At 47.8% G+C, this 12,946-nt stretch carries 8 protein-coding genes; 3 read left to right on the top strand and 5 right to left on the bottom strand.

Annotated elements, in window-relative coordinates; translation table 11 throughout:
• Window positions 1-3 precede the first annotated feature (3 nt).
• From FN808_RS09635 to FN808_RS18900, 4 genes are all read right to left on the bottom strand, one after another.
• Window positions 4-3,063 carry a SusC/RagA family TonB-linked outer membrane protein gene (locus FN808_RS09635; protein WP_142714367.1) on the bottom strand — a complete coding sequence of 1,020 codons (3,060 nt, stop codon included), beginning with the start codon at window positions 3,061-3,063 and terminating at the stop codon, window positions 4-6.
• 534 nt (window positions 3,064-3,597) lie between these two features.
• A complete protein-coding gene (locus FN808_RS09640) occupies window positions 3,598-5,577 on the bottom strand; it encodes a plastocyanin/azurin family copper-binding protein (RefSeq protein WP_221930002.1) in 1,980 nt (659 codons plus the stop codon).
• A 94-nt stretch (window positions 5,578-5,671) separates the two neighbouring features.
• Window positions 5,672-7,558 carry a 3-keto-alpha-glucoside-1,2-lyase-like domain-containing protein gene (locus tag FN808_RS09645; protein WP_185958337.1) on the bottom strand — a complete coding sequence of 629 codons (1,887 nt, stop codon included), beginning with the start codon at window positions 7,556-7,558 and terminating at the stop codon, window positions 5,672-5,674.
• Between the two features lie 415 nt (window positions 7,559-7,973).
• On the bottom strand, window positions 7,974-8,279 hold the full coding sequence (locus tag FN808_RS18900) for a hypothetical protein (RefSeq protein ID WP_185958338.1): 306 nt from the start codon (window positions 8,277-8,279) through the stop codon (window positions 7,974-7,976).
• 310 nt (window positions 8,280-8,589) lie between these two features.
• On the opposite strand from FN808_RS18900, the gene FN808_RS18905 reads away from it, so the two are divergent.
• Both FN808_RS18905 and FN808_RS09655 read left to right on the top strand, forming a co-directional pair.
• Complete coding sequence (locus FN808_RS18905) at window positions 8,590-9,132, top strand: flavodoxin domain-containing protein (RefSeq protein WP_185958339.1); 543 nt, start codon at window positions 8,590-8,592, stop codon at window positions 9,130-9,132.
• A 64-nt stretch (window positions 9,133-9,196) separates the two neighbouring features.
• On the top strand, window positions 9,197-9,829 hold the full coding sequence (locus tag FN808_RS09655; protein WP_142714370.1) for a Tll0287-like domain-containing protein: 633 nt from the start codon (window positions 9,197-9,199) through the stop codon (window positions 9,827-9,829).
• A gap of 138 nt (window positions 9,830-9,967) precedes the next feature.
• On the opposite strand, the gene FN808_RS09660 is transcribed toward FN808_RS09655, so the two are convergent.
• On the bottom strand, window positions 9,968-11,242 hold the full coding sequence (locus tag FN808_RS09660) for an NAD(P)/FAD-dependent oxidoreductase (protein ID WP_142714371.1): 1,275 nt from the start codon (window positions 11,240-11,242) through the stop codon (window positions 9,968-9,970).
• 389 nt (window positions 11,243-11,631) lie between these two features.
• Between FN808_RS09660 and FN808_RS09665 the strand changes: the two genes are divergently transcribed.
• Window positions 11,632-12,891 carry an MgtC/SapB family protein gene (locus FN808_RS09665; RefSeq protein WP_142714372.1) on the top strand — a complete coding sequence of 420 codons (1,260 nt, stop codon included), beginning with the start codon at window positions 11,632-11,634 and terminating at the stop codon, window positions 12,889-12,891.
• The last annotated feature ends 55 nt before the right edge of the window (window positions 12,892-12,946 follow it).

Consider the following 12,946-nt stretch of genomic DNA (forward strand, 5'->3'; position numbering starts at 1 on the left):
CATTTAGAAATTGAGCTGAACACCAGCAGTAACTGACCGGGTGGTTATCCATGCATCCCGTCGCTCGATACCTGGTGCAAGCGGTCCACCGCCACCGACGTTGTCAATATATCTTGGTTCCGGATTGATCCCCTTGTAATCCGTGATGGTAAACAAATTATTGCCCGATACGTAGAGCCGTAATTTCTTTACATATGCCGTCTCAGAGACAGGAACCGAGTACCCAATGGTGGCATTCTGTAATTTCACATAAGAAGCATCCTCAACATGCAGGCTGGAGAACTGCGGCGGTGACGTCAGCTCCGTATAATCAAAAGCCGATTGCAGTACATTCCAGGTTGAAATGGAGGATGGTGTTTCATAGAAAAGGCGAAAAGTATTGACCATGTCATGCCCGAAATCGCCCCTGAAGAAAAAACTGAGATCGAAATTCCTGTAGGTCAGGCTGTTGGTCCAGCCCAGTGAAAAGTCGGGAAGACCATTCCCCAGTACGCGTTCGTCTTCAAGGGTTGTTTCATCGTTCAGAACCTTGTTTCCTTCAGCATCATAGAAAAGCCATTGCCCCTCTTCACTGATGCCGGCAAATTTTTTGCCCCAGATCTGTCCGATAGGTTCTCCCTCCTTTACACGAACCAAAGGCGTACTATTTTGGCCCGGGGAACCAGCGTTGGAAACAAAAATCTCATCCTCGGAGATAAATTGCTTGAGTACCGTATTGAAGGTGGAGAATGTCAGATTGGTGGTCCAGTTCAGATCATTGCTCTGTATGACTGCATATTCCAGGGAGGCATCAAAGCCCTCATTTTCCAATTCACCCACATTCTTCCAGGTTGTGGGGTACAGGTTGGGAGGAACGGGGACCTGCACTTCAAACAGGAGATCTTCCGTATTCTTCCTGTAGTATTCGAAAGAGGCGGCGAGCCTTGAATCCAGGGCCTCCAGATCCACACCTACGTTCCACTCCCTGTTCTCTTCCCATTTGAGGTTGGGGTTGGGGTTGCTTACAGGACCAAAACTCTGTACAAAGCTTCCATCCACAAAGAAGTTACCCTGGGGACCAAACCGCAGCTTGGAGATCCCGTTAAAGGGAGCATCCTGCCCCGTCACGCCATAACTACCCCGCAGTTTAAACTGGTCGAACATGGTCAAATTGGCCACGCCCACCAAATCTATTCCGGCCCCCAGTGCAAAAAAGGTCCCCCACTTGTTATCCACACCAAAACGGGAAGACCCTTCACGCCGTATACTTCCATTCAGGAAATAGGAATTGTCCCAGCTTAGGTTGAGACGCCCAAAAAACCCAATAATCTTGTGGGTTGACTTAAAGCTGTTGACCGTACCCTCACCCTGCGAGAAGTCCTGGGCAAAAGCAAGGTTGTACGCCTCCACGGCATCTGTAACAAAATCACCCCCGCCGGCAAAGGTATTTTCACTTTCAAAATCATTGTAGGAATAGCCTGCAATCGACTCGAGACGAAGCTGGTCGATGTCTGCCACGTATTCAACCGTTGTTTCAAACAACTCACTCGTATTGTTGCTGGAATACCGGTTGGCCAGTCCCGCGCCGAGACTGCTCTGCGTTGCCTGCCCCTGCCATTTATTGGTTTTGGAAAAAAACTGGTTGTTGAGCTCCGAACGGTCCTCCATCGAATAAAATACCGACGCCGAGATGCCCGGAATAAGATGATCAAAATCATAGGATGCCTTCAGGGATCCGTTAATGACGCTCCGTTTGCCTTCATTAAAAGAAGTATTCATGATGGCTACAGGGTTCAGTATATCAAAGGCACCGATCTCTGTGTATCCGCCGGTATTTTCAAACCCCTCATCTGTGACCGGCGCCGTGGGATTCATGGTTTGGGCATACCGAAAAACTTCTCCAAAACTGAAATCGGATTCCCTGCTCGTGACGCCCAGGTTAAAATTGAGCTCCAGGTTGTCATCCAGGGCCCGCTGGGTGAGGTTGATGCGGCCATTGATCTGTTCAAAACCCGTGCCCTTCTGTATACCCTGTCGATCCCTGAAGTTCCCGGAGATACGGTAGTTGCTGTGTTCGGTGCCACCGGATAATGCCAGGCTGTGGACATTGTTGGACCCCAGCTGGGTGACCCGATCGTACCAGTCGGTACTGCTCTCAAGATCATTAATGCCGATACCTGTTTCGTCACTCAGGCGCCTAAACTCACTGGCAGAGAGAACCTCCAGTTTATTCTCAATGGTCTCAACCGTATAATAACCGTTGTAATTGACCGATACCCCCTGACCGCCCCCGGCCATCCCCGATTTTGTTGTCACTACAATAACACCGGCAGCGCCCCGGGTTCCGTAGATAGCAGAAGCTGAAGCATCTTTGAGTACATCAATCGATTCAATGTCATTGGGATCGATATTATCAAGACTTGCGCCAATGATACCATCAACCACCACCAGAGGCTCCTGGTTGGCACTGAAGGTCGTAACCCCGCGCATCCGAATCGTGGGACTGCTGTTGGGGTCGCCTCCGCCTGCATTGGAAATAGTCAAGCCCGGCACTTTGCCCTGAACCAGCTCCGAGGCATTATTAATGTTTCCAGAAACAAAATCCTCAGATTTCACACTGGAAACAGAACCGGTTATCTGCTGTTGTTCCTGGGTACCGTAGCCCACAACCACAACATCCTCAAGCTGGGCCACATCAGCGGCCAGGGAAACATCAATGGTGTTTCGTCCGTTGACCGGTATTTCTTGCTGTATATAGCCGATAAAAGAAACCATCAGGGTATCCTGTCCGGATGGAATTTCAAGCGAATAAGTCCCGTCTGCCGACGTGGAGGTTCCGATCGTAGTTCCCTTGACTATAATATTTACCCCCGACAGCGGCTGCCCGTCGGAATCATCAACTACCGTACCGGATACGTTGAATTGTGCAAATACGGTAGTGGTTGCCATCATTAAAAACAGAAGAGTCATTCCCGCTGCACCCAACGTCGTTCCCCTGTTTTTGAAGAGTACTGTTTTATTGAGTGAAAGATAAGAAAAAAGCCGATTTATGGCTGCAATCACTCGTATCATTTTTCCATCCATAGTCTATCCCCTTGGTTGAATTGAAAATTAGGATTTAATAATGAATTGGAATTGCAGGAGTATGGTGAAGCATCGGAAACCTCCCTGTGCCCTAAAAGTTATTATGAAATAACCCTTCCTATTTTATTTTTTCACGACCAATCCACTCTAATTTTACATTTTTTTTAAGGGCTTGCAAATATTTTTCACCCTTCTCTTCTTTTCTTACTAATACCAATTCAACAAAATTTTAGCCTTAAAATAAATACTCCAATCCATTAAACCACCTTTTAGATAATACTTCTTAAGACTATGGCGTTAAATTAATTAAGAATTTCCCTGGCTGGTATACCATTCCGCTCTCCCGAAAAACTCAGATAAGTGTTGAAGCTACGGATATTATCAGTGCTCGAAAGGAATCTTTTTCCCTTAACAATGCTCTGCCATATAGCCCGGGTGTTCTGCCAGAATGGATTGCAGGCTGAAAATTTCATCTTTTAAAAATTATTTCATAACTGTGAAAACAGTTCCGGGATAACATGCTGGCATTTGCTGCTATTCTATCACAGTCATCACGCCCTGCATCGTCTTCCAGTGGCCTGGAAAGGTACAGACATAAGGGTAGTCTCCTGCTGTTTCCGGGGCAGTAAAGTAGATGGACTCCGATTCGCCAACTCCCACCAGGCTCGTAAAAAACAAGACCTCCTCCATATCGGGCACATAATTTTTTTCCGGTCCGTCGATACCCATATTCCGGGCTTCCTCAGCTACCTTCGGGAGAGAACCGGACGCTACGATTAATAAATTATGAAGCAGGTCTGTGGGGTTGTTGAATGTCAGCTGAATACGACTGCCTGCTTTTACCTTGAAATTCGTTTTATCGAACGTCATCGCCTCAGCAGCGTTAATAGTGATAACCTGATCCGGGCCACCTTCCCAGTCTCCCGGCCTGGTTGTTTGATGACGCATCATTTCATCCTTTCCATCCTCTATCGCCTTCCCTTTGTCGACAGGGGCGGATATTTTCCTCTCTTCATCCCGGACTATTGGCTGTCCTCCCGGTATACGATTCAACGTATAATATCCGACGGGATGGAGCAGCGGGTAGCCGGTTTCCTGCTGTATGACCCCTTCAGCTTTAATTTCATGGATATACCCTTCTCTATAGTTATCAACCTTCAGGCGTACAGATCGGCCGTCCTCAGCTACTTTCACCCTCGACACAGGGGCTTCTTCGCGGTTGATGATGTCGCTGCCATAGGTTGAGTGGTAATGATAGGTGAAGCCGGTAATGGAATAGGAGGACGGATCACTGGCAGAGGCACGATCCACCGGCCTGGTGAAAACCAGCTCAAATCCATCGGTCCTGGCATGGATCTCCTTAATTTCAAAAGGGATCTCCCCGTTCCATACAAGGCGTTGCAAACCGAAGAGTTCTTCGCCCGTCGAGCGCCAGCCACGGCTGGTCATGCCCACAAACATGGTGTGATCCTGCCCCCAGTTCATACGAAACACCCCTGACTCAAATCCTTCCCTGAACGGAAAGACGACCCCCTGGTACATTCCCTCCACTTTTTCCTGGTAAACCCTCATAACCTTGCTTTGTCCCTGATCACCAACAAAAAGCTGCCCCTCAAAGGGTCCAAATCCTCCTCCCGTTGTGTCGGGAAGAATGCCGGAGGTGGAAATCCCCATAATTCCGTGGGGAAACCAGACCGAAGGTCCCTTGAGTTGCGGGATCTTCCGGGCTACCTCGTGAAGGGGGGTACCGCTGTCGGGAATATCTTCCGGTGTCAGGGAGATCGGTGATCCCGGCAGGTCTGCCCAGCGCAGACTTTCCGGGTTACCAGCAAAATCCCCCTTTTCCAGGTGCGTGATATTGCCAGAACCTACCCATCCCCCCTGGTTCTCTGCATAAAAAAGATCACCGGCTGTATTAAAAGCAAAGGCCGCAGGAGAACGAAGTCCACTGACCAGGGGCTCGACTGCACCGTCAGGGGAAATTTTAAGCAGCCAGCCATCCCATTTCGACAAGCTGGCGCCATGACCGATCCAGGCAAGATTGACGGTCACCAGCATATCGCCCTCCGGAGTAAACAGCGGACCGTAAAAATATTCGTGGTAATTTCCTGAAACGGGACGTATAAACACTGTTTCATACTGATCTGCCCGTCCATCTTCATCCGTGTCCGCAAGGCGGGTTATTTCTGTTCGCTGAGTCACATAAAACGCTTCATCGCGGTACGTTAACCCCAGGGGCTCATGCAAGCCTTCCGCAAAAAGCTTGTACCGGGGGGGCTGACTGCCAAGCTGTTCCGTATTTTCAATAATCCATACCTCTCCCCTTCTTGTACATACAGCTATATTCCCGTTCGGCATAAGATCCATCCCGCCCACTTCCAAGACGATATCATCCGGTATGGGAATATCAACAATTTCGTAATAATCGGACTCCGAGGGGATAGCCTGCTGGGCTGCACTGACCATCGGCTGCATAAATAGCAAAAGCAAAAAAAATATTATTGTAACTGTCATGCTAATTCCTTTCCCCCAGGTTTGCATTCTCATAAACAATTTCGATAATTTTGAGACACTGTTTATCATATTCATAGGCTGAACCGCTGCAGGCTTACCAGATAACGGCATATGTTATTGTTGCGGCCGATGCTGCATCAAGCAACTTCAGTCGAAGCTCCTGCCCGGCCTCGGTTTCAATAATCCGGGGTTCTGCACCAGCACTCTTCTCAATATCAAGATAAAAGCTCCGATCGCCCACGATGTACTCTCCCTGGCGTTCTTCCTCAATCGTTTCCCCGGATGCCAGATGCATCCAGAAGTCATCCCGTGGATCGTCCGCTGAAAATCGGATGGTGCGAACCAACCGCCGGTTGTGGGTTTGTCCTTCAATCCGGTCTTCAATACTGATGCCATCCAGATTATAGGAAAAAACCGGGATGCCTTTCTGACTGATGGAATAGCCTTCAACCTGCAAGACATCCCAGGAAACCGAATCGGGCCAGCTGCTGGAACCACCGGCCAGCGTGGCAAAAGAGGGTTTCCCATCAAAAGATAGAGACGGTCCCGCGGGTTTGGCGACCTGGGCCTCGCCCCTGTTGACCCACATCTCATTGGTATTAATGAAAGGACCATTCCAGGCCTGCAGCAGCGCCCCCTGCCCCATATCATAATTGAAATTAACCTGATTGGGAAAGCCGACATTCACAACGTGCGTACGCTTGGTATTTCCGTGCCGCGTGAAAGAACGAAGTACTTTAACCCGCTCCCTGCTCTCTACCACAATATCAGGAAGTGAACGTCCGCCGCCCGGTACAGAGGAAAGAGAATGTAGCCTCTGATATCTCAGATGTGGCCCCTCGGCAAAAAGTGTGAGTCCCCAATACCAGTCATTTTGATGGTCAAGATATTCTAGTGAAAAGGTATGCCGGCCGCTGTCCAGCATCACTGTTGCAACATGGTTTTCGTGCATCCTGTGATAGCTGTTCTGGTCAAAAATGATCTTGTCATCAATCTTCATGCGGACCATACCGGCATTTTGCAACCGAAACAGGTATTTTCCCCGGTTGGGGGTCCGAAGTGTTCCGGTATATTTCAGAGCATATCGATCATCTTTATCGATGATATTGCCGGCCAGAGAATCAGTACTGCCCGATTCCGTTACCTGCAGCGAATCAAAATCGGGGATCCGGTCATAAGTACCGGCATAGTAATCATAGTCAAGGTTGGCCAGCTGTATACTTTTTTTATCGTATCTCTTATATCTCACATTTCTAATGGCAACAGGACCATGATCCCCTTGTATCATCAGGGGGCCGCGTGCTGCTTCTTCCTCAAATGCAGCCGCACGGGTGGGGCCGGATATCTCTGCGTCTTCCTGTACCAGCACTCCATTTATCCAGACCTCCTCAAATTTGGCATTGGCAATTTTATCCCCTTCCTGATCAAACTCAGGCGCACTGAATTTTATTTTGACATGCTGCCAAAGCCCGGGGGCACGTGCCGCATTCAAGGTGGGGGCTTTTCCATCAAATCCCCTGTTCCCTTCCGGTTTACTGTCATCCCACCGCTGATATATTCCACCCAGATCACTGAATTGGGGGGCTTTAACATTCCAGCTATCATGTAGCTGAATTTCGTACCTTCCCATCAGAAAGATCCCGGAGCTTGAATTCCCGGGCATCAGGAAATCCATTTCAAGTTCGAGGTCGCCATGCATCCACCTGGTCAAAAGATGATCCTGATGCCTTTCGGTGGGTATATTTACCAGGATACCGGTCCTTTCCACTCCCTGTAAATCACGAATTTTGTTTCGGTCAGCCACTACCTGCCCGGCCAGTGTCCAATTTTGACTGGTCTCCCTAAAAGAATCCAGATTCTGAAGTGAAAGCTGTTTCATGGGCAGGCGCTCCATCACCTTTTCCTGTGGTGTATGGCTGCCTCCGCAGGCCTGTACCATCAATAGCAGTATTATAAAATATGCGAACCACGTTCTTTTCATAGCGCCTGTCAGGTTAGCTTGTACACTCATCATGTTTTATTATGACATTCCTTAGGGTATCCTTTCTTTAAAATAACATTTCCTTTCAGCCGGGAAATATCGATACAAATTGCTCAAGGAAGGTATAAAAAATATTTTACTTCTTTGCGAATCCTTTTCAACAGGTGACTATGACCAGGAAAACCACCTGCTGCCACTGCAGATGCCCCCTGTCATTGATAGTGTAATACCCAGGTCTGTATCATGGATGATCTGTAGTAGTGACGCTCGACAGTACATGAGATCCAGCGTGGCTTCACGCTCTATCTGATTAGCCGTATCATTTGAAATGCCTAAAAGCTACCCCTCCTTTTCCTTTTCCAGAAAGAGATTCACATACTCATTGCCCCGGTATAAAGAGCCCAACCCACCGTTTTTACACTCCTTTTCTCTTGATATGTATGCCGTAATTAACTTCTCCCTCAACATCATCTTTGTGGTGCTGATGAAACACATTGGCCAAAAATAGAAAGGCAAAAGTTCCGGCCAAAGCAAAAAGAAGTCCATCCCCAAGCCCCAGGATAATCCCGATCGATCCCGAAATAACCGAACCAGCTATGCCCCAGATAATATTACCGACCAGGGGTATTCCCTCTCGTTTTATAGCTCTGCCAAAGATGAATCCAATGATACTTCCCAGTGCAATGAACCAAAAGTATGCTGTCCCACTAAGTTCAATCATGGTAACCTCCACTCACATTCTCTTTAATGTATATTTTATTATAAAAAACGTTTCTCTTTTTAAGCGTGAGGGAAACCCCTATTGGCCCGAAGTCTTTTCTTTTACAACTGACAGATTCCGGGCAGGCTCCAAATTCAACATTCTTGTAAGGGTTCTCCCCATTACAAATCATACCTATTCCCTCTGTATATCCTTTGCAAGAACCCTCACATTATTAACAGCAAGGGGACAAAATCCATCAATAGAACAGCGTTGTCCATGCTTAGGCAATTTTATTACCAGTAACTGCAACTACGCTCATATCATTTCTATGAAGATTTTAATTATCTATGGATCTACAGAGGGGCAGACCCGTAAAATCTGCACTTTCCTGCGCGACAAGGCCCAAGAAGCAGGTCACGAAGTATCCCTGAATGATGCCAGCGGTGCGGATCTTCACCCCAAAGGGTTTGATGCTGTTATCATCGGTGCCTCCCTGCATATGGAAAAATACCAGGCTTCCGTCGAACATTATATACAGGAGCACCAGAGTGTGTTAAACAGCATACCGGGGGTATTTATATCCGTCAGCCTGGCTGCTGCCAGTAACGATCCCAAATCATGGGAAGAACTGAAGGAAATAACCAGCACCTTTCTTGAACAGACTGGGTGGCATCCAACACATGTGGAGCAGGTTGCCGGAGCACTACGATATTCCAAATACAACTTTCTTAAAAAGTTTATCATGCGGCTGATTGCCCAGCAGAATGATGGGGATACCGATACCTCGGAAGACTATGAATACACGGACTGGAACCAGGTTAAGGATATATTAGCCCTTCTGGAGAATCAAATCAGCAAAAAAGAAGCCTGATCATACTCTCGTGTAGATAAATATTTATCTATAAACACAAAATTCAGCTAATAGGTGCCCACTTATGCGTTACGTCAGATCAACCGTTCTCCTCTCGCTGTTTATGTTCCTGGCAAGCTGTAGCTCGGAACCTGAATCTCCCGGTGAAAGGACAGCATCTCCTTTTGATACTACCGCAGTTGTACAGGAGGGCAAGGCCATAACCCGGGCAACGTTCAAGACACTCAGCTCGAACCTTCAAAAAGCACTGGCAGAAGGGGGCGTTTCCCACGCTATCAAATTCTGTAATGTTGAAGCCATGCCGCTCACCGATTCACTTTCCAGCAATTTTGGAGTACAAATAAAGCGGGTATCCCACCGGCCCCGCAACATCAACAATCGGGCCGACTCATTGGAACTGGCTTCTGTTAAAACATTCTTGACCCAGATTGAAAATGACGAGGAGCCAGCCCCTATCGTTCACAGAAAAGGCGGGGATCTGGTCTACCACGCTCCCATCCGGATGGCCAGTCCACTTTGCCTGAACTGCCATGGCAATCCGGGTACCGATATCCCTCCGGCCGACCTGAAAGTCATCAAGGAACTATATCCCCAGGATGAAGCTACAGGATTTGAACTCAGTGAACTGCGGGGGATATGGGTCGTTTTATTTCCCGAACAGTATTTCGATTCCGGGAAGTTGCAGCAGCCACAATGATGACTAAACTTCAAAATGAGAGATACAAAAAGTAACTTCTCGGGGCGCTCCGGCCTGATATTATTCCCGCGCAATCCTACAGTTCTTTCTATGGAGGGGGCAATTATCATCCCGCTTACCCATCAATCACCTACCCGATTAAATAACTGTACGATCTGCGATTAACTCTGAAAGCGGTAATCCCCAGCTCGGTATTTTTCCGCCCAGCGTATAGTACATTGTTTTGAATCCCATTTTGAGCAGGTGAGGTGTCCGCCCCATCTTCAGGATACTGGTTTCCCCACCCCACCATTCATCAGAATGCATGTAGAAGCCTTTGTGAGCCCCCATGTCACCCATGCAGACCAATTTGAATTTCAACGGATCAATGGATTCTTTGGGTTGGTATCCGCCCACCTCTTCACCCAGCACCTTGGCCAGGACCTCAGACTCTAGATGGCCCAGCGACCCCAATTTAGGAACGGTAATAGAGGCCGCATCACCAACAGCAAACACCTCTGGATAGTCTGGATTCCTCATAAAGAGGTCGGTTATAATGAAACCCTGGTCATCGGAAATAGGCAACTCTCTCAAAAAATCATGCGCTTTCCAGTTCGGGAAAATAATCTTCAGCTCTGCCTCCAGACTGCTGCCATCCCTGAATTCTATGCCATCCTCGTAAATACGTTTGATTCCCCGCGTATTGGCCTTGTAGCCGAACCCCATCTCCTGGACCATAGGCAAAAGCTCTTCCAGTATTGTTTCACCGGCATCTTCGGCAATGACCTCGGCCGGAGTAAACATCGTGATGGTTTCACTACCCCCCAGCCCTTTTTCGCCAAGCCATTCTGCCATCGAAAAGGATATTTCCACCGGGGGACCTTCACATGCCGCCTCAGCCACGGGGATGTCTGGCAGCTTTTCGCTTTTTCCCTGTATAAAAAGGTCTGAACCTATAGCTACAGGACCGCCTTTATAGCCTCCATCATGCAAATGCCTTCTTATCTTGTCACCATAATAGGTATCTGTAAACGTATGGCCATATTTTCCGAATCCTTCTATTTCATCAAATGCCAGCTTGTTGCCCAGGGCAATAACCAGGTAATCGTATGCCAATTTTTCAATTGCCGACCCGGAGCGTTCCATTGGCTTGTATTCAACCTTTTTCTGTTCTACATCAATCTGTTGCACTTCCGCCTGAATAAAATCAATATCATCACGGTCCAGGAACCTCACAAAAGGAAGGTGCAAAGAGGATTCAGGATTGTTATTATTCCACACCTCAATGGGAATATTCGGGATGAATGCCAGATAAGGCTTCCGGTCGATACATGTCATCCGTACATTTTTTCCCGCATATTCACGTATGTATCGTGCAGTTGTTAAACCTGCAAAATTAGTCCCCAAGATTACAATATGTGGTTGTGCAGCCATGACCTGTCATTTTAAAGGTTGAGATGAACAATTAATCAAAAATATTGCTCCGGTCCTTGAACCGGGCAGAGTACGTTGTACTCAGTATTATCTTATACAAAATCCATCTGTCCCCGTGTAATGCCATTCCTGATTTCTTGCCGTGATATATGATAGCCGTGATGTAAGTATATTACCTACAAGTCAGTCCGCGGAATCCCCATCAACTTGCCGGCCCGGAAATCACTGTATTTCCCTGTTTCCAAAGGGGATAATAATACCTACTATATACTGTTAAGAGCTCATATTTTTTTCAATATTACAATCATTGAAATACAAAATTTATACATGGCTAATACACTGAAAACATAGCTGCCTGTATATATAAAGAGAGGACCAGACAACCACTTATGGAAAATCAGGAATATGAGGTAATCATTCAGCTCCTGGCTGCTCTGGCTGTCGGTCTCCTAATCGGCATTGAGCGGGGATGGAGTGGTCGGTACAAGGATGAAGGAGACCGGGTTGCCGGTTTGCGAACCTTCAGCCTGATCGGCCTGCTGGGGGGTATTTGGGCACAACTTTCAGCTATCACCGGATCCTGGATGCTGGGTGTTGCTTTTATCGCTGTTGTAGCCTTGATCATCGCTTCCCATATTGTCGGATCACGGGAAACAGAAGATGTGGGGATTACCACCGAATTTGCCATGATGCTTACTTTTTCCCTCGGGGTATGGGCTGCGCTTGGCTATTACATTTATTCCTTTGCTGCTACAGCCATGGTCGTTGCCCTCCTTGGCATCAAGCCCATTCTTCATCAATGGGTTGGAAATATCAAGACCGAAGAAATATATTCCGGCATCAAGCTCTTGATCATTTCCCTCGTACTGCTCCCTCTCCTCCCCAACCAGGGCTATGGTCCCTGGCATGCCTTCAATCCCTACTGGATCTGGTGGATGGTTGTATTGATTAGCGGCCTCTCTTTCGCCGGGTATTTTGCCATTAAATACGCCGGCAACAGGCTTGGAACCTTCCTCACCGCTATCATAGGTGGGTTAGCCTCCTCGACGGCCGTTACATTGAGCATGGCCCAATTCGCCACAAAGCATAAACATCAGACACTGTTTATGGGCGGCGTTGTAATCGCTGCATCCATTATGTTCATTCGGGTGCTTATAGAAGTTAGCGTTGTAAATGCAGGGCTCCTCAATCGCCTCTGGCTGCCCCTGACTGTTATGTTCACCAGTCTTCTTCTGGGCAGCAGCTGGCTCTGGTTTAGCCATCAAGAAGCTGATCCGGGACCAAAAATTGAACTTAAGAATCCGTTTAATCTCTCTACCGCCCTTAAATTTGGTGCCCTTTTGGGGGTCGTCATGTTCCTCTCTGCAGCATCCAACGCATGGTTTGGTCATGAAGGCGTATATGCCTTATCCATCGTTTCCGGTTTGGTTGATGTGGATGCTATAACGCTTTCCCTGTCACGGCTGACCCTCAATAACCTGGGGGAGGAAGTGGCCATCATGGGTATTATCCTGGCCTCGGCAGTCAACACCATTGTAAAAGGCATTTTGTTTGCCGTTGTCGTCGGAATGAAGCAAAGCTTCCGCTTATTTGCGGTACTCTTCTTTTCGGTTGCGCCTGGCTTGTTCATTGCCTTTTTAATGAACTGACACCGCTGGTTACGACCTTCAGGTACATACTGTACAATCCGGGCTTGTTGATATA

Source organism: Fodinibius sediminis (assembly GCF_900182555.1).
Taxonomy (GTDB): Bacteria; Bacteroidota; Rhodothermia; order Balneolales; family Balneolaceae; genus Fodinibius; species Fodinibius sediminis.